This window comes from Mesorhizobium sp. M0960 (assembly GCF_040319055.1).
Lineage (GTDB): Bacteria > Pseudomonadota > Alphaproteobacteria > Rhizobiales > Rhizobiaceae > Mesorhizobium.
This window is the reverse complement of record NZ_JAMYNN010000006.1, coordinates 112,796-130,331: the sequence shown is the minus strand read 5'-3', so window position 1 is coordinate 130,331 and position 17,536 is coordinate 112,796. Positions and strand designations below refer to the sequence as shown.

13 protein-coding genes are annotated in these 17,536 nt (G+C 64.0%); 7 read left to right on the top strand and 6 right to left on the bottom strand.

Annotation, left to right across the window (positions count from 1 at the left end; genetic code table 11):
* Positions 1–71 precede the first annotated feature (71 nt).
* Both pdxR and NKH63_RS14310 read left to right on the top strand, forming a co-directional pair.
* Positions 72–1,565: a MocR-like pyridoxine biosynthesis transcription factor PdxR gene (pdxR, locus tag NKH63_RS14315; RefSeq protein WP_352467513.1), complete on the top strand. Its 1,494-nt coding sequence runs from the start codon at positions 72–74 to the stop codon at positions 1,563–1,565.
* Between the two features lie 194 nt (positions 1,566–1,759).
* On the top strand, positions 1,760–3,349 hold the full coding sequence (locus NKH63_RS14310) for a trimethylamine methyltransferase family protein (RefSeq protein ID WP_352483296.1): 1,590 nt from the start codon (positions 1,760–1,762) through the stop codon (positions 3,347–3,349).
* A gap of 3 nt (positions 3,350–3,352) precedes the next feature.
* Here NKH63_RS14310 and chrA read toward each other — a convergent pair whose 3' ends face one another.
* From chrA to NKH63_RS14290, 4 genes are all read right to left on the bottom strand, one after another.
* A complete protein-coding gene (gene chrA / locus NKH63_RS14305) occupies positions 3,353–4,741 on the bottom strand; it encodes a chromate efflux transporter (RefSeq protein ID WP_352590780.1) in 1,389 nt (462 codons plus the stop codon).
* Positions 4,738–5,577, bottom strand: a complete 840-nt coding sequence (locus NKH63_RS14300; RefSeq protein ID WP_352815817.1) for a chromate resistance protein ChrB domain-containing protein — start codon at positions 5,575–5,577, stop codon at positions 4,738–4,740. The genes chrA and NKH63_RS14300 overlap by 4 nt, the downstream gene beginning before the upstream one ends.
* A 264-nt stretch (positions 5,578–5,841) precedes the next feature.
* The gene (locus tag NKH63_RS14295) at positions 5,842–7,647 is read right to left on the bottom strand and encodes an IlvD/Edd family dehydratase (protein ID WP_352493736.1); all 1,806 of its coding nucleotides are present in this window, start codon (positions 7,645–7,647) and stop codon (positions 5,842–5,844) included.
* Positions 7,648–7,874: 227 nt separating this feature from the next.
* Positions 7,875–9,047, bottom strand: coding sequence for an Mrp/NBP35 family ATP-binding protein (locus NKH63_RS14290; protein ID WP_352918065.1), 1,173 nt, complete (start codon positions 9,045–9,047; stop codon positions 7,875–7,877).
* A gap of 195 nt (positions 9,048–9,242) precedes the next feature.
* Between NKH63_RS14290 and NKH63_RS14285 the strand changes: the two genes are divergently transcribed.
* Positions 9,243–9,620, top strand: a complete 378-nt coding sequence (locus NKH63_RS14285) for a VOC family protein (RefSeq protein ID WP_352493735.1) — start codon at positions 9,243–9,245, stop codon at positions 9,618–9,620.
* A 43-nt stretch (positions 9,621–9,663) separates the two neighbouring features.
* Here NKH63_RS14285 and NKH63_RS14280 read toward each other — a convergent pair whose 3' ends face one another.
* Both NKH63_RS14280 and NKH63_RS14275 read right to left on the bottom strand, forming a co-directional pair.
* On the bottom strand, positions 9,664–10,668 hold the full coding sequence (locus NKH63_RS14280) for an inorganic phosphate transporter (RefSeq protein ID WP_352493734.1): 1,005 nt from the start codon (positions 10,666–10,668) through the stop codon (positions 9,664–9,666).
* Positions 10,668–11,309 (bottom strand): DUF47 domain-containing protein, encoded by a 642-nt coding sequence (locus NKH63_RS14275; RefSeq protein ID WP_023717896.1) that lies wholly within the window; start codon positions 11,307–11,309, stop codon positions 10,668–10,670. Before NKH63_RS14275 ends, NKH63_RS14280 begins: the two co-directional genes overlap by 1 nt.
* A gap of 193 nt (positions 11,310–11,502) precedes the next feature.
* Between NKH63_RS14275 and NKH63_RS14270 the strand changes: the two genes are divergently transcribed.
* From NKH63_RS14270 to fdhF, 4 genes are all read left to right on the top strand, one after another.
* Complete coding sequence (locus NKH63_RS14270; protein ID WP_023717897.1) at positions 11,503–12,402, top strand: LysR family transcriptional regulator; 900 nt, start codon at positions 11,503–11,505, stop codon at positions 12,400–12,402.
* 133 nt (positions 12,403–12,535) lie between these two features.
* Complete coding sequence (locus NKH63_RS14265; RefSeq protein ID WP_352590774.1) at positions 12,536–13,015, top strand: formate dehydrogenase subunit gamma; 480 nt, start codon at positions 12,536–12,538, stop codon at positions 13,013–13,015.
* The gene (locus NKH63_RS14260; RefSeq protein ID WP_352917993.1) at positions 13,012–14,568 is read left to right on the top strand and encodes a formate dehydrogenase beta subunit; all 1,557 of its coding nucleotides are present in this window, start codon (positions 13,012–13,014) and stop codon (positions 14,566–14,568) included. Before NKH63_RS14265 ends, NKH63_RS14260 begins: the two co-directional genes overlap by 4 nt.
* A gap of 12 nt (positions 14,569–14,580) precedes the next feature.
* On the top strand, positions 14,581–17,493 hold the full coding sequence (fdhF, locus tag NKH63_RS14255) for a formate dehydrogenase subunit alpha (protein ID WP_352483303.1): 2,913 nt from the start codon (positions 14,581–14,583) through the stop codon (positions 17,491–17,493).
* Positions 17,494–17,536: the final 43 nt, after the last annotated feature.

Below are 17,536 nucleotides of genomic sequence, written 5' to 3'. Positions count from 1 at the left end.
CACCTTGTGCCACCGGTACATTCGACTGGTCCAGCCAAGTGAAAAAAGCTGGCCATCGAGGAACATCTCCCATGCCACAGAGAAACGACACGGCCATATGGTCCGGCCTGTTCCGGATTTCGGCGGAATCCGGTCAGACCCTGCAGGCGCAGATCCGTCAGGCGATCGTCGCCGCCATCCTCGACCGGCAGATCGCGGCTTCCATGCCGCTTCCGTCCTGCCGGATTCTCGCCGAAAAACTCGGCGTAGCGCGTGGCACCGTGGTGCTGGCCTTCCAGCAGCTGGTCGACCAGGGCTTCCTGGTGGCGCGCGAGCGCCGCGGCCACTTCGTCAATCCCGAAGTGCTGGCGACGCCGGCCAAACCGCACCAGAAGGCGCCCGACCAAGCCAACGAGATCGACTGGAAGGCCCGCCGGCAGATCGCGGCGAGCGACATGCCACCGCCGGCCAAGCACGACAACTGGATCAAATCGTCCTACCCCTTCGTCTATGGCCAGTTCGACCCGGCGCTGTTCCCGACCGCCGAATGGCGCGAGTGCAACCGCATGGCGCTGGCGGTGCTCGAAATCCGCAACTGGGCGTCCGACATGGTCGACCGCGACGATCCCCTCCTGATCGAGCAGATCCAGGCACGGCTGTTGCCGCGGCGCGGCATCTTCGCCAATCCGGACGAGATCATCGTGACGCTGGGCGCGCAGAACGCGCTTTACATGCTGGCGACGCTGTTGATGACCAAGGGCTCGAAGGTGGCGATGGAGGACCCGGGCTATCCCGATGCACGTTCGATCTTCCGGCTGGCCGGCGCCGACATCCAGCCGGTTCCGGTCGACCACTCCGGCATCGTAACCTCGGCCATTCCCAATGATTCCGGCTTCGTCTTCGTCACGCCCAGCCACCATTGCCCGACCATGGTGCCGCTGTCGGCAGAGCGGCGGCAGGATCTTTTGGCGCGCGCCAACCGCTACAACCAGATCATCATCGAGGACGGATATGACAGCCAGCTCCTGGACGAGGCGCCGCAGCAGGCGCTGAAGAGCCTCGATCGGTCCGGCCGCGTCGTCTATGTCGGCTCGATGTCGAAGACGCTGGCTCCCGGCCTCAGGCTCGGCTACATCGTCGCCTCGGCCGGGCTGATCTCCGAGCTTCGGGCGCTGCGCCGCTTCATGCTGCGCCACCCGCCGGCAAACAACCAGCGCGCCGTCGCATTGTTCCTGTCGCTCGGCCATCACGAGGCGCTGGTGCGGCGGCTGTCGAGCGCCTTCGACGAGAGGCGCAAGCGTCTGGTCCATGCGATTTCCGCCTTCCTGCCGGAGTGGCGCTCGACCGATTCGGCCGGCGGCACGTCGCTCTGGCTCGAGGGACCGCGCGGCACCGATTCGCGCGGGCTGGCGGAGGCCGCGGCCTCGCGCAGCGTCATCATCGAGCCTGGCGACCGCTTCTTCGACCGCACCGAAAAGCCATCGCGTTTCATGCGCTTGGGCATTTCCTCGATCGCGTTGCAGCACATCGAACCCGGCATCCGCGAACTGGCGACGGCAGCTGGACGCAGGCCGGCAGCGGCCTGATCTCCCTTCCCCGACCGGAGCCTGGCGCATGTAGTGCGGCTCCGGTTCTTTAGCTCCTTGGCATATGCGACGGGACCGGCTGGCACATAGGCTGTGCCAATGCCGGCGGCATAGTCGCTGTATAAAGGGGACGAAGCAGGCCGATGGTGGACCAACCGCCGCGCCCGCTCCGCAGCTAAAGTTGGAGTGCCTTCATGCCAATGGCCCATGAGAAGCAGGACGTGTCCGCAGACCAGCGTTCGCGGCGGTCCGGCGGGCGCGAGGCGCGCCGCGCCATGCGGGCGGCACCGCTCGCCGACGACGTCAAGCCGGTGCGCGCCGGCCTCGAAGGCGGAAGCTACAGCCCGCTCAGCGGCAATGATTGCGAACGTATCCACGAGGCCGTGCTTACCCTTTTGGAGACGGTCGGTTTCGCCAACGCCATCCCCTCTTGCATTGAGGTACTGACCAAGGCCGGCGCAACGCTTGGCGAGGACGGCCGCCTGCGCTTTCCTCGCGGTCTGGTGGTCGAAACGATCAAGAAAGCGGCGCGGCATTTCACCCTGCACGGCCAGGATCCGAAGCACGACATGGTGATCCAGGGCAAGCGTGTGCATTACGGCACGGCTGGTGCTGCGGTGCATCTTGTCGATGTCGAAAAGCGTGAGTATCGCGAGTCGCTGCTGCAGGACATTTACGATGCGGCGCGTCTGGTCGAGGGGCTCGACAACATCCATTTCTTCCAGCGGCCGATGGTGCCACGCGACATCCCCGACCCGCTCGATATGGATTTCAACACGCTCTACGCCTGTGTCATGGGCACGTCGAAGCATGTCGGCACCTCGTTTACCGTGCGTGAGAACGTCAAGCCGGCGCTCGACATGCTCTATGCCATCGCCGGCGGCGAAGAGAATTTTCGCGCGCGGCCTTTCGTCTCCAATTCGAACTGTTTCGTCGTGCCGCCGATGAAGTTTGCCGAGGACGCCTGCGGCGTGCTCGAAGCCTGTGTCGAGGGCGGCATTCCGATCCTGCTGCTGTCGGCAGGCCAGGCAGGTGCGACGGCACCGGCGGCGATTGCCGGTGCCGTGGTGCAGGCGGTCGCCGAAGTGCTGGTCGGCCTAATCTATGTCAACGCCATCAAGCCGGGCCACCCGGCAATCTTCGGCACCTGGCCGTTCGTCTCGGACCTCCGGACCGGCGCCATGTCGGGCGGTTCGGCCGAGCAGGCGGTGCTGACCGCGGCCTGCGCGCAGATGGCACAATTTTACGACCTGCCGGGCGGTTCGGCCGCCGGCATGACGGATTCGAAACTGCCTGACATTCAGTCAGGCTACGAAAAGGGCATAACCGACGTGATGGCCGGTCTTGCCGGCCTCAACCTGGTTTACGAATCGGCCGGCATGCACGCCTCGCTGCTCGGCTTTTGCCTTGAGAGCCTGATCATCGACAACGACATGCTCGGCCACTGCCTGCGCTGCGTGCGCGGCATCGAGGTGACGGACGAGTCGCTGTCCATCGACACCATCGCCGATGTCTGCCTGAAGGGCCCGGGCCATTATCTCGGCAACGAGCAGACGCTGCGGCTGATGCAGACCGAATATTTCTATCCGGCCGTCGGCGACCGCTTTTCGCCGAAGGAATGGAATGAGAAAGGCAGGCCCGACATCTTGCAGCGGGCGATCATCGAGAAGAAACGCGTGCTTGCCGAACGCTTCCCGCGCCATGTGCCGAAGCCCGTCGACGACAAATTGCGCGCCCGTTTCGGCGATATGATCAAGCTGCCGCGCGGCAGAATGGGCGGCTGAGCGTTAGCCGCTCGCCGCCAGCAACAAGACGCCGGCCAGCGCCGATCCGGCAAGCGTCGGCAGCATGCCGATTTTCAGCTTCAGAATGGCGATCATCGAGGCACAGGAAAGCAGCGCCGCGCGCCAGTCTATCGATGAAAGCACCGGCACGTCCATTCCAAGCCCGACATTGCGCACTTCGCCGAAGATGACGTGCAAGCCGAACCATAGAGCGAGATTCATGATGACGCCGACGACGGCGGCGGTGATTGCGCCGAGCGCCGCCGACAGCGCCTTGTTGCCGCGCAGCGCTTCGATGTAAGGCGCGCCAAGGAATATCCACAGGAAACATGGGGTAAACGTCGCCCACAGCGTGAACAGCCCGCCAAACAACCCGGCAAGCAGCGGCGCCAGCGAGCCCGACTGGCGGAAGGCGGCGACGAAGCCGACGAACTGCAAGACCAGGATGAGCGGGCCCGGCGTGGTTTCGGCAAGTCCGAGGCCGTCGACCATTTCACCGGGTGCCAGCCAGCCGAAGTACTCGACCGCTGCCTGCGCCACATAGGCAAGGGCCGCGTAGGCGCCGCCGAAGGTAACGACCGCCATGACACTGAAGAAGCCACCGATTTGCGTCCAGACGCTGGCCGAGCCGGTGACAGCCCAGACCAGCAGAACAGGCCCGAGCCAGATCGGCAGCCAGATCGCCAAGATGCGCGGCGCGTGCCATCGCGTCGGCCTGACGTGGGTCAGTTCACCGCGCTCGAACATCAGATCGACCGCGCCCTTGATCTCGGGAACATCGCCCTTGCCATGCGAAGCGCCGGAAAAAAATGCCGGCGCACTACGGTTGCCGATCCAGCCTGCCAGGCCGGCAAGCAGGACGATCAGCGGAAACGGCACGTTCAACGCGTAGATGGCGATGAAGGCGGCGAGTGCGATCGACACCATGACGGGGTTTTTCAGCGCGCGTCTGCCGATCCGGATCACCGCCTCGATGACAATGGCGAGCACGGTCGCCTTCACCCCGAAAAACAGCGCCGCGACGAGTGGTACATCGCCATAGAGCGCATAGAGGCTGCTCAGGACGAGCATGACAAGCGCGCCCGGCACGACGAAGAGAATGCCGGCAACAAGGCCGCCGACCGTTTTGTGCAGCAACCAGCCGATATAGATGGCAAGTTGCTGGGCCTCGGGGCCAGGCAGCAGCATGCAGTAGTTCAACGCATGCAGGAAACGCTGTTCGCCGATCCAGCGCCGTTCCTCGACCAATTCCTTGTGCATGAGTGCGATCTGCCCGGCCGGGCCGCCAAAGCTGAGCACGCCGATTTTCGCCCAGACTTTCACGGCCTGCCGGAAGCTCGGCACAACCGGCTCTTGGATCTCCGGCGGCTTTTTCGAAAGGACGGCGCTCACGAAGGTTTGCCCGCGCCGAGATTGCCCGTACCGGCGGCCGGCCAGTTATGCGTCTCCTCGGTGGCATCGCGGCACCAGCGGAAGAACGCATCGTAGAGCAGCATGCCGGCCTCGAGCTGTTCCAGGTCGTCGCGAAACATCCGCGACAGGCCAAGCGAGGCGGCCAGGAACCCGGCCGCCTGTGGGACAAGATCGAGGCTCGCAGTATCGGCGGCGCGTATGATCGTGGCGAGACGATCGAGCGCTTCGGATTTTAGTCCGAACTCCTCGATCATGGTGTCGAAGGTGCAGCGTTCGCCGCGGTGGCTCCAGAACACGTTCTCGATGTCGAAAGGCACGGCCTGAAAGCGATCGGCGACCGCCGCCACTTCGGCCGGCTCGACGAAGAGAAAGACCGCGTGAGGATCGATGAAGCGCCGAATCAGCCAGGGGCAGGCGATGCGGTCGACCTTCGGGCGCGTACGCGTCACCCAAACGGTGCGGCCCTTGGCATCGGCGGGCGGTATCTTGCCGGTGTGAACCAAAAGCCCCTTGGCATCGCGCCATGCCTCAAACCCGCCTTCGAGCGATTCGGCGGCAATGCCCTCGTGCCGCAGCCATGCGGCCACGCCTTGCGAGAGCTTTTTTCCCTGTTGGCAGACCACCGTCACTTGCTGGCCAGTGAATTCGCCAGCCCAGGTGGCGACAGTCTTGAAGTCACACCGGATTGAGCCCGGCAACAGGCGCGGATCGGCGTTGTAGTCATCATTGATGCGGACATCGATGATTGCGGGCGCACCCGGCAGCCCAATCAGACGAGACAGTTGCGATACAGTGATAGCGGTTGTTGACGGCATGGCGTCCACCTCCTTGAAAGAGAAGCTTGGACGCGAACGTTGGGCTGACGCCTCACGGGGTCGTCGCGATGCACCCCTTACGATGATCGTGGATTTGTCACGCCCGCTTGTCAAGCATTCCCGTTCTCGCGGGAGCAATCGCTTTTGACAAATGACCGCGTCCAACTCTGTGGCGGGCATTTCTCCCCGTTAGCGGGCTGTTAACGGGGAGAAATGAGGTGACCGTAACGCTGGCGACCTGACGGCTCGTGCGACGGACCCTGGTCAGTGATTGTCCCTCGGCACGCCGCTTGTATGAGCCACATCCTGGTACTTCACCGCCGGCTTCAGCACCATGCCTTCGGAAAACTGGTCGACCATGCCGCGCTGGATTTCCTGCCACGGCGTCTGGTGCTTCGGATAATGATAGCCGCCATTGTTCTGCAGCTCGGCGCGGCGCCGCGTGATCTCGTCGTCGCTGACGAGGATGTCGGCGGTACCCTTGCGCAGGTCGATGCGGACGCGATCGCCGGTCTTCAGCAGCGCCAAGCCGCCGCCGATGGCGGCTTCCGGCGAGGCGTTGAGGATCGACGGCGAGCCCGACGTGCCTGACTGACGCCCGTCGCCGATACAGGCCAGCGCGTGGATGCCCTTTTTGATCAGATAGGCAGGCGGCTGCATGTTGACGACTTCGGCGCCGCCGGGATAGCCGATCGGGCCGGCGCCGCGCATGAACAGGATGGTGTGCTCGTCGATGCCCTGTGCCGGGTCGTCGATACGGGCGTGATAATCCTCGGGGCCGTCGAAGACCATGGCGTTGCCCTCGAACGCTTCCGGGTCCTTCGGGTTCGACAGATAGCGTTCGCGGAATTCAGGCGAGATGCCGCTGGTCTTCATGATCGCCGAATCGAACAGATTGCCCTTGAGGTTGATGAAGCCGGCATTGGCTTTCAGCGGCTCGGCAACGGTGCGGATGACGTCGAGGTTCTCGTTCACGGCGCCGCCGCAATTGTCGCCGATGGTCTTGCCGTTAGCGGTCATGGCTTCCGGATAGGGCAGCATGCCGCCCTTCATCAGTTCGGCGATCACAGCCGGCACGCCGCCGGCATGGTGATAGTCCTCGCCGAGATATTCGCCGGTCGGCTGCAGATTGACGATGAGCGGAATGTTGAGGCCAACCTTCTGCCAATCGTTGTTGTCGAGCGGCACGCCGAGGTGGCGGGCGATGGCGTTGAGGTGGATCGGCGCATTGGTCGACCCGCCGATCGCCGAATTGACGACGATGGCGTTCTCGAAGGCCTTGCGGGTCATGATGTCGGAGGGCTTCAGATCCTCATGCACCATGTCGACGATGCGCTTTCCAGTCTCATAGGCGATCTGGCCGCGTTCGCGATAGGGGGCGGGGATTGCGGCCGAGCCCGGCAATTGCATGCCGAGCGCCTCGGCCAGCGAATTCATCGTGGTAGCGGTGCCCATCGTGTTGCAATAGCCGGTCGACGGCGCCGAGGAGGCGACGATGTCCATGAACTCGTCATAGCCGATCTCGCCGGCCGACAGGCGCTGGCGCGATTCCCAGACGATGGTGCCGGAGCCGGTGCGCTTGCCCTTGTGCCAGCCGTTGAGCATCGGGCCGACCGAAAGCGCGATAGCCGGAATGTTGACGGTAGCCGCGGCCATCAGCATGGCCGGCGTCGTCTTGTCGCAGCCGATGGTGAGCACCACGCCGTCGAGCGGATAGCCGTAGAGCACCTCGACCAGGCTGAGATAGGCAAGGTTGCGGTCGAGCGCAGCTGTCGGCCGCTTGCCGGTTTCCTGGATCGGGTGGCAAGGAAACTCGAAAGGAATGCCGCCCATCGAGACGATGCCCTCGCGCACGCGCTTGGCCAGTTCGATGTGATGGCGGTTGCAGGGCGACAGGTCCGAGCCGGTCTGGGCGATGCCGATCAGCGGCTTGCCGGACATCAGTTCGGCCCGCGTCAGCCCGTAATTCAGGTAGCGCTCCAGATAAAGTGCTGTCATGCCCGGATTGTCGGGATTGTCGAACCACTCTTGCGAGCGAAATTTTTTCTTGCTGGTGGGGGCGCCTGCCATCGTGGTCTCCGTATTTGTATGACAAATCGATATGACAACGCGCGGGAGCAGGCAAGGGGCACGCGCCATCCGAATCCGCACTTTGGTGCGATAGACACACATCTGCCTCCGCGCTAGACGGGATCGTGGTTTGTCAGTCCGCTATCCCGGAAAAGTTGGAGCGTGTCGCCGCGGACCCCGCCCGGTCCTTCGGGCCACCCTCCGCTCAAAGGGGAGGGATATCCGCATCACTCGAACACGATGCTCGGCACTGCAGCCTCGGCCGCGCCGCGCTCTTCATTGACGCGGTGCCAGACCTTGGCGGCGATGTCGCGATAGATTTTCGCCTCGGCGCTATCGGGCTTGGAGACCACCACCGGCGTGCCGGCATCGGAGCTTTCGCGGATGCCCATCTCGAGCGGCACTTCGCCAAGGAAGGTGACGCCGAGGCGCTCTGCCTCACGGCGCGCGCCGCCATGGCCGAAGATGTCGTAGCGTTTCCCCGTATCGGGGGCGAGAAAATAGCTCATGTTTTCGACGATGCCCAAAAGCGGCACGTCGACCTTTCTGAACATGTTGAGGCCTTTGCGCGCATCGATCAGGGCCAGGTCCTGTGGCGTCGAGACGATGACGGCGCCGGCCAGCGGCACCTGTTGGGCCATGGTCAGCTGGGCGTCGCCGGTGCCGGGCGGCATGTCGACGACGAGCACGTCGAGCGGTCCCCATTCGACCTCGCGCAGCATTTGCGTCAATGCCGACATCACCATCGGCCCGCGCCAGATCATCGGCGTCTCCTCATCGACGAGGAAGCCCATCGACATGACCTTGAGGCCATAGTTCTGCATCGGCTTCAGGATCTTGCCGTCGACGGTCTGCGGCCGGCCATGAATGTTGAGCAGACGTGGCATGGACGGGCCATAAATATCGGCATCGAGCACGCCGACCCGCAACCCGTTGGCGGCCAGGCCAAGGGCGATATTGACGGCGGTGGTCGACTTGCCGACGCCGCCCTTGCCGGAAGCAACAGCGATGATGGCGTCGATGCCTGGTACGCCGCGCTTGCCATGGCTGTGCGAGGCGGGCGCCTGCGGCGCGGGACGAGCAGGTGCGGCCGGCGGAGCGGGCCTCTGAGCCGGTCTTTGCGGAACCGGCGCCTCCATGCCGCCGCCCTTCTTTTCCGCCGTCAGCGCGACCACGGCGCCGGCGACACCGGGGATCGCCTTGACGACACGCTCGGCGGCCGCACGCAGCGGCTCCATCTCCTGGGCACGGGCGGCGGGAACGGTGATCGAGAAGAACACCTTGGCATCGGCAATGAAAATCTCGGAAACCATGCCGAGGTCGACGATATTGCCGGTGAAATCCGGCCCGTTGATCGTCTTCAGGCGTTCGATGACGATTTCCTTGGTGACGGACATCAGATCTTCCTTATGCAAGCTCGCGCCTGAGATAGTGCAGTTTCCGGAGAGAACCAAGTCGTGGAGCAACAGCCGGCCTGGTGTGCCCCGGAAAACGGACCGACGCTGTCAGATTTGCCTGATCGACGGTCGCCAACCATCCGCTACGACCTATCCGAAGGAGCAGCATGAGCACGACATCAAGGGAAGGAGACGATCATGCTCGCAAACAGCAACGCAACGGCCAATCTCGCAGTGAAGGACTTGGCCAAGGCCAGGGCTTTCTACGAAGGGACGCTCGGCCTGAAAGAGGTGCACAATGAAGGTGGCGAACTGATCGTCTATAAAAGCGGCGATACCAGCATCAACGTGTACCGTTCGAATTTCGCTGGGACCAACAAGGCGACGGCTGTGACCTGGACGGTCGGCGACGAGCTCGGCAAAATCGTTGAGGCGTTGAAATCGAAGGGCGTGGCCTTCGAGCATTACGACATGCCCGGCCTGACGCTGGAGGGTGACGTTCATGTCGGTCAGGGCATGAAGGTCGCATGGTTCAAGGATCCGGACGGCAACATCCTGAACCTTGTGGACAGGTAGATACGGCGTTCACGCACCGCCGCCGCGCAGTGCTGCGGTGCTCTCACCTTGCCAGGCCGACCGCGAGGTAGGTGAGGGCCGCAATCACCGCGGTTGCCGGCAGGGTGATAATCCAGGCAACCACGATGTTGCCGGCAATGCCCCAGCGAACGGCTGAGACGCGGCGTGCGGCGCCGACGCCAATGATGGCGCCGGTGATCGTGTGTGTGGTCGATACCGGAATACCGAGCCAGGTGGCGGCGAACAGGGTGATCGCACCGCCGGTCTCGGCGCAGAAACCCTGCATCGGGTTCAGCCGGGTGATCTTCGATCCCATTGTGTGGACGATGCGCCAGCCGCCGAGCAACGTGCCCAGCGCCAGCGCCGACTGACAGGTGATGACGACCCACAGCGGCACGTAAAAATTCGCGCCGAGCATGCCTTGCGAATAAAGCAGCACGGCGATGATGCCCATGGTCTTCTGCGCGTCGTTGCCGCCATGGCCGAGCGAATAGAGCGAGGCGGAAAAGAACTGCATGACGCGGAAGGTGCTGTCGACGGCGAACGGCGTCTGCCGCACGAACAGCCAGGAGACCGCGAGGATCAAGACGAGCGCCAGCAGAAAGCCTGCCGCCGGCGACAGCACGATGGCCGCCGTCGTCTTGCCCAATCCGGCCCAGACGATGGCGCCGGTGCCGGCCTTGGCAACGCCGGCGCCGACCAAACCGCCGATCAGCGCGTGCGAGCTGCTGGACGGGATACCGACGAGCCAGGTGACGATATTCCAGACGATGGCGCCGACAAGTGCTGCGAAGATCACTGCCGGCGTGACGATGCTGGCGTCGATGATGCCGGTTCCCAGCGTCTCCGCCACGTGAAGACCGAAGAACATGAAGGCGATGAAATTGAAGAAAGCCGCCCAGAACACCGCATAATGCGGCCTCAGCACGCGGGTGGAGACGATTGTCGCGATGGAGTTGGCGGCATCGTGCAGGCCGTTGAGGAAATCGAAGAACAGTGCGACGGCGACAAGGCCGACCAGCACCGGAAAGGCTATCGCGGCTTCCACTATACGTTCTCGATGACGATGCCGCTGATTTCGTTGGCGACGTCCTCGAAGCGGTCGACCACCTTTTCCAGCTGGCCGTAGATCTCGCTGCCGATCAGATAGGCCATCGGATCGCTGCGGCCGTGCCGCTTGAACAGGTCCTTCAGGCCCTGTTCGTGCAGGTCGTCGGCCCGGCCTTCGGCGCGCATGACCTCCTCGGCGATGGCGTTGAGGCGCACCGTATGCGCCCCGACCTTGCCGAGCAGTGGGATCGCCTCGGCCACCAACTTGGCGGCCTCGACGATGACGGCCCCCATTTCCTGCATCAGCGGGTCGAATTCCTTCTTTTCGAACAACCTTACCGTCTTGACGGTCTTGTGCATCATGTCGATGGCATCATCCATCGACTGGATCAGGTCCTTGATGTCGCCGCGATCGAAGGGCGTGATGAAGGAGCGGCGCACGGCCAGCAGAACTTCCGCGGTGATCTGATCGGCTTCGTCCTCGAGATCGATGATCGTCTGACACCAGCGGTCGATGTCGTTGCCCTGCAAAAGCTGCTGCAGTGCCTCAGCGCCGCCGACCACAGTGCGGGAATGCCGCTCGAACAGGTCGAAGAAGCGATCTTCGCGCGGCAAAAGCTTGCGGAACCAGCCCAGCATGTTTCGTCTCCCGTCGTGTCCAGTCCACGACCCCGTCCCATCCACATAGCGCCGCGTTCCATCGCGGGAAACAGTAAGCCGGCTGAAAGATGTGGATGCGGGCGATTTGCACAGGCGGCTTGCGGCCGAAGGCGATTTCCCCGACCTTGCGCGCTAAGATCGGACATAGCGTCCGTGACAGGCTCCCGACGGCATGATCGACAAGCTGGAATTCTTCATAGCACTCGCCAGGGAAGAACATTTCGGCCGCGCGGCGGAGGTGTGCGGCGTCACCCAACCGACGCTTTCGGCCGGCATCAAGCAGCTGGAGGGCCAGCTCGGCGTGATGCTGGTGCTGCGCGGCTCGCGCTTCCAGGGGCTGACGCCGGAAGGCAAGCAGGTGCTGGTGTGGGCGCGCCGCATCGTCGGCGATAGCAGGACCATGCGCGAGGAGATGCGGGCGGCACGCCACGGCCTGTCAGGACGCATCCGCATCGCCGCGATCCCGACGGCCCTCGCCATGGTGGCGCGATTGACGACGCCGTTTCGGGCAAAGCATCCCGGCGTCACCTTCTCGGTGCTGTCGCGGACATCGATCGAGGTGCTGTCGCTGCTCGGCAATTTCGACATCGACGCCGGCATCACCTATCTCGACAACGAGCCGCTCGGACGCGTCACCAGCGTGCCGCTCTACGACGAGCGCTACCAGTTGATCACCGCTGTCGGGAACCCCTATTTCGACCGCGACAAAGTGACATGGGCGGAACTCTCCCAGCTGCCGCTCTGCCTGCTGACGCCGGACATGCAGAACCGCCGCATCATCGACCAGCATCTGGCCGAAGCCGGCGTGCAGGTGCGGCCGACACTGGAATCCAACTCGATGATCGTGCTGTTCTCGCATATCCGCACCGGCAAATGGTCGTCCATCATGCCGCTTAACCTTGCGGAAACGTTCGGCTTTTCCGAGCCGATCCGGGCTATCCCGATCGTCGAGCCGGATGCCAGCCACACCGTCGGGCTGGTGGCGGCGCCGCGCGAACCGCACACGCCGCTGGTCTCGGCGCTGTTGGACGAGGCAATGGCGCTGGCGGACGATTTCCGCGCCCGCCGCTAGGCTAGATAATGCTGGTGATCGAGATCGATAGAAAATTTCTATCGAGCAACGGATCGGCTTTATTGATTTAGCGGGTTTCCTCTGATTTCCTAAGCACTTAGCGGAAGACCGCCACGACCAGGGAGGGCGCTGCATGACGATGCAGCCTGCAAGTACCGAGATCGCATCGCGCACGGCGGCGATCATCCACGAGCTGAAAGGCCTCGAAGGCCCGCTGTTGCCGATCCTGCACGGCATACAGGAAGAGTTCGGCTATGTGCCGCGGGACGCGCTGCCGGTCATTGCCGAGGCGCTGAACATCTCCAGGGCCGAGGTGCATGGCGTCGTCACCTTCTATCACGATTACCGCAGCCAGCCCGCCGGCCGCCATGTGCTGAAGCTTTGCCAGGCGGAAGCCTGCCAGTCGATGGGCTCGGATGCGATTGCCGCCAAGCTCAAATCAATGCTGGGCATCGGTTTCCACGAGACAACCCGCGACGGTTCGGTGACGCTGGAGCCGGTCTATTGCCTTGGCCTTTGCGCTTGCTCGCCATCGGCGATGCTGGACGGCGAGGTGATCGGGCGGCTCGACGACGAAAAGCTCAATGAGATCGTTGCCGAGGTGCGCTCATGATCCCGCGCATCTATATTCCCGGCGATTCCGGCGCGCTGGCGCTGGGTGCGGAAAAGGTCGCCAAGGCGGTTCGGGCGGAGTTGGCCGAGCGCGGCATCGAGGCCAAGATCGTGCGCAACGGCTCGCGCGGCGCCTATTTCCTCGAGCCGATGGTCGAAGTGGCGACGGCCAATGGCCGCGTCGCCTATGGGCCGGTCAAGCCATCCGACGTCAAAAGCCTGTTCGACTGCGGCTTCCTCACCGGCGGCCATCACAAGCGCTGGCTGGGCGCACCGGACAAGACCCCGTTCCTGGCCAAACAGACGCGGCTGACCTTTGCACGTTGCGGCGTCACCGATCCGCTGTCGCTCGATCACTACAAGGCGCATGGCGGGCTGAACGGCCTGCAGAATGCGGTGGCGATGACACCGGCCGACATCGTCAAGCAGGTGACCGAGTCCGGGCTGCGCGGTCGTGGCGGCGCCGGCTTCCCGACCGGCATCAAATGGAAGACGGTCCTCGATACGTCGGCCGACCGCAAATACATCGTCTGCAATGCCGATGAAGGCGATTCCGGTACGTTCGCCGACCGCATGATCATGGAAGGCGACCCCTTCGTGCTGATCGAAGGCATGGCGATCGCCGGCATCGCCACCGGCGCGACCAAGGGCTTCATCTATATCCGCTCGGAATATCCGCATGCGGTGGCGGTGATGCAGAAGGCCGTCGAGATCGCCCGCAGGGCCGGCGTGCTCGGCGTCAATGTGCTCGGGTCACCCAATTCATTCGACATGGAAGTGCGCGTCGGCGCCGGCGCCTATGTCTGCGGCGAGGAGACCGCCCTGCTCGACAGCCTCGAAGGCAAGCGCGGACAGGTGCGGGCCAAGCCGCCGCTGCCGGCGCATAAGGGCCTGTTCGGCAAGCCGACGGTGATCAACAACGTCATTTCGCTGGCCTCGGTACCGGTGATCATGGACAAGGGTGCCGCCTTCTACAAGGATTTCGGCATGGGCCGTTCGCGCGGCACCATCCCGATCCAGATCGCCGGCAACGTCAAATATGCTGGTCTCTACGAGGCGGCGTTCGGCATGACTCTGGGCGAGATCGTCGACGATATCGGTGGCGGCACGGCAACGGGTCGCCCAGTCAAAGCGGTGCAGGTCGGTGGCCCACTCGGCGCCTATTTCCCGCGCGCCCTGTTCGACACGCCGTTCGACTACGAGGCGTTCGCGGCCAAGGACGGGCTGATCGGCCACGCCGGCATCGTCGTTTTCGACGACAGCGCCGACATGCTGAAGCAGGCGCGCTTCGCCATGGAATTCTGCGCCATCGAGAGCTGCGGCAAGTGCACGCCCTGCCGCATCGGCTCGACGCGCGGCGTCGAGGTGCTGGACCGGCTCGCTGAGAACATCGAACCGGAAAAGCAGATCGCGCTGGTCACCGACCTTTGCAACACGATGAAGTTCGGCTCGCTTTGCGCTCTCGGCGGCTTCACCCCATATCCGGTGATGAGTGCACTCAACCATTTCCCGGACGACTTTCGGCCGACGCCGGTCGCCGAAGCAGCGGAATAGGAGCGGACAGGCATGAACGCGGCATTCGACATCAAATCGCTGGTCCAGGAAATCGACTACGGCACACCCGCCTCCGAAGCGGAACAGCAGGTGACGCTGACCGTCGATGGCAAGCCGGTGACGGTGCCGGCGGGTACCTCGATCATGCGCGCTTCGATGGAAGCGGGCGTTGAAATCCCGAAACTCTGCGCCACCGACATGCTGGACTCGTTCGGCTCCTGCCGGGTCTGCCTCGTCGAGATCGACGGGCGCGGCGGCACGCCGGCCTCGTGCACGACGCCGGTTGGCGAAGGCATGGTCGTGCATACCCAGAGCGACCGGCTGAACGCCATTCGTCGCGGCGTGATGGAGCTCTATGTCTCTGACCATCCGGCTGCGTGGGGCGAGACGGCCGGCACCGGCGCCAGCGAGTTCGACAAGGTCGTCAGGACGGTCGGCCTGACCGAGAACCGCTATGGCGTGGACGGCCGCAACCACGTCGAGCAAGAAAACGGCGTGGCGCCCGGCCATGGCTCGCTGACCATCGACTACATCGCCCGCGATGAATCGAACCCCTATTTCACCTATGATCCGGCGCAATGCATCGTCTGCTCGCGCTGCGTGCGCGCCTGCGAAGAGGTGCAAGGCACGTTCGCGCTGACCATCGAGGGCCGCGGCTTCGAATCCAGGGTCTCGGCCGGCATGCACGAGGCGTTCGTCGATTCCGAATGCGTGTCGTGCGGGGCCTGCGTGCAGGCCTGCCCGACCGATGCGCTGAGGGAGAAAACCGTGCTTGCGAAAGGCCTGCCCGAGCGCTCGACCGTCACCACCTGCGCCTATTGCGGCGTCGGCTGCTCATTCAAGGCCGAGGTCAAGGGCGACGAGGTCATTCGCATGATGCCCTACAAGGCAGGCAAGGCCAACCACGGCCACTCCTGCGTCAAGGGCCGCTTCGCCTATGGCTATGCGACACACAAGGACCGTATCCTGAAGCCGATGATCCGCGAGCGGGTCAGCGATCCGTGGCGCGAAGTGTCGTGGGAAGAGGCGCTCACCCATACGGCGAATGAATTCCGCCGCATCCAGTACCAGTACGGCCGCACGTCGATCGGCGGCATCACCTCGTCGCGCTGCACCAACGAGGAGACCTACCTCGTCCAGAAGCTGGTCCGGCAGGGCTTCCGCAACAACAATGTCGATACCTGCGCCCGCGTCTGCCATTCGCCGACCGGCTATGGCCTGGGCCAGACCTTCGGTACCTCCGCCGGCACGCAGGATTTCGATTCGATCGAGCAGACGGACGTCATCCTGCTGATCGGCGCCAATCCGACCGATGCGCATCCGGTGTTCGCCTCGCGTATGAAAAAGCGCATGCGCCAGGGCGCCAAGCTGATCGTGCTCGATCCGCGCCGCACCGATATCGTGCGCTCGGCCCATGTCGAAGCGCAGTTCCATCTGCCGCTGAAGCCGGGCACCAACGTCGCCATGCTGACCGCACTTGCCCATGTCATCGTCACCGAAGGCCTGTTCGACGAGGCGTTCATCCGCGAGCGCTGCGACTGGGACGAGTTCCAGGACTGGGCATCGTTCGTGGCACTGCCGGAAAACAGCCCGGAGGTCGTCGGTCAGCTCGCCAATGTCGATCCCGACGACATACGCGGCGCGGCGCGGCTCTATGCGCGCGGCGGCAACGGCGCGATCTATTACGGCCTCGGCGTGACCGAGCACAGCCAGGGCTCGACCACCGTCATCGCCATTGCCAACCTCGCCATGGCGACCGGCAATATCGGCCGGCCGGGCGTCGGCGTGAATCCGCTGCGCGGCCAGAACAATGTGCAGGGCTCCTGCGACATGGGTTCGTTCCCGCACGAACTTCCCGGCTACCGCCACATTTCGGGCGACGCGGTGCGCGCCATCTATGAGAGCCTGTGGGGTGTCAAGCTCGACGACGAGCCCGGCCTGCGCATCCCCAATATGCTGGACGCGGCCGTCGACGGCTCGTTCAAGGGGCTCTATGTACAGGGCGAGGACATCCTGCAGTCGGACCCCGACACCAAGCATGTCGCCGCGGGTCTCGCCGCGATGGAATGTGTCGTCGTGCACGACCTCTTCCTCAACGAGACGGCCAACTACGCGCATGTGTTCCTGCCCGGCTCGACCTTCCTCGAGAAGGACGGCACCTTCACCAATGCCGAGCGCCGCATCAACATGGTGCGCAAGGTGATGGAGCCGAAATGCGGCTATGCCGACTGGGAGACGACGCAGGAGCTCGCCAAGGCGCTCGGCCTCGGCTGGAACTACACGCATCCCTCCGAGATCATGGACGAGATCGCCAAGACGACGCCGAGCTTCTCCGGCGTTTCCTTCGACCTTCTCGACCGGGTGGGCTCGGTGCAGTGGCCCTGCAACGAGAAGTCGCCGGAAGGCACGCCGATCATGCATATTGGCGGCTTCGTGCGCGGCAAGGGCAAGTTCATCCGCACCGAATATGTCGCGACCGACGAGAGGACCGGGCCGCGCTTCCCGCTGCTGCTGACCACCGGCCGCATCCTGTCGCAGTATAATGTCGGCGCGCAGACCAGGCGCACCGACAACGTCGTGTGGCACAGCGAGGATCGGCTGGAGATCCATCCGCATGATGCCGAAAATCGCGGCCTGCGCGATGGCGACTGGGTGCGGCTGACCAGCCGCTCGGGCGAGACGACGCTGCGCGCGCTGATCACCGACCGGGTGTCGCCGGGCGTCGTCTATACGACCTTCCACCATCCCGACACCCAGGCCAACGTCATCACCACCGACTTCTCCGACTGGGCGACCAACTGCCCGGAATACAAGGTGACCGCGGTGCAGGTGGGTGCATCCAACGGCCCGTCGGAATGGCAGCGCGACTATGACGAGCAGGCAAAGCAAAGCCGCCGCATCGCCTCGCTGCAAGCAGCGGAGTAGCGTTTTGGCGTCGTGCCGGAGCACCCCCCTCTGGCCTACCGGC

Bases quoted from the DNA above. Each gene is read 5' to 3' on its own strand.
- pdxR (WP_352467513.1), top strand. From the start codon at position 72: ATGCCACAGAGAAACGACACGGCCATATGGTCCGGCCTGTTCCGGATT.
- NKH63_RS14310 (WP_352483296.1), top strand. From the start codon at position 1,760: ATGCCAATGGCCCATGAGAAGCAGGACGTGTCCGCAGACCAGCGTTCG.
- NKH63_RS14300 (WP_352815817.1), bottom strand. From the start codon at position 5,577: ATGCCGTCAACAACCGCTATCACTGTATCGCAACTGTCTCGTCTGATT.
- NKH63_RS14295 (WP_352493736.1), bottom strand. From the start codon at position 7,647: ATGGCAGGCGCCCCCACCAGCAAGAAAAAATTTCGCTCGCAAGAGTGG.
- NKH63_RS14285 (WP_352493735.1), top strand. From the start codon at position 9,243: ATGCTCGCAAACAGCAACGCAACGGCCAATCTCGCAGTGAAGGACTTG.
- NKH63_RS14275 (WP_023717896.1), bottom strand. From the start codon at position 11,309: ATGCTGGGCTGGTTCCGCAAGCTTTTGCCGCGCGAAGATCGCTTCTTC.
- NKH63_RS14270 (WP_023717897.1), top strand. From the start codon at position 11,503: ATGATCGACAAGCTGGAATTCTTCATAGCACTCGCCAGGGAAGAACAT.
- NKH63_RS14265 (WP_352590774.1), top strand. From the start codon at position 12,536: ATGACGATGCAGCCTGCAAGTACCGAGATCGCATCGCGCACGGCGGCG.
- NKH63_RS14260 (WP_352917993.1), top strand. From the start codon at position 13,012: ATGATCCCGCGCATCTATATTCCCGGCGATTCCGGCGCGCTGGCGCTG.
- fdhF (WP_352483303.1), top strand. From the start codon at position 14,581: ATGAACGCGGCATTCGACATCAAATCGCTGGTCCAGGAAATCGACTAC.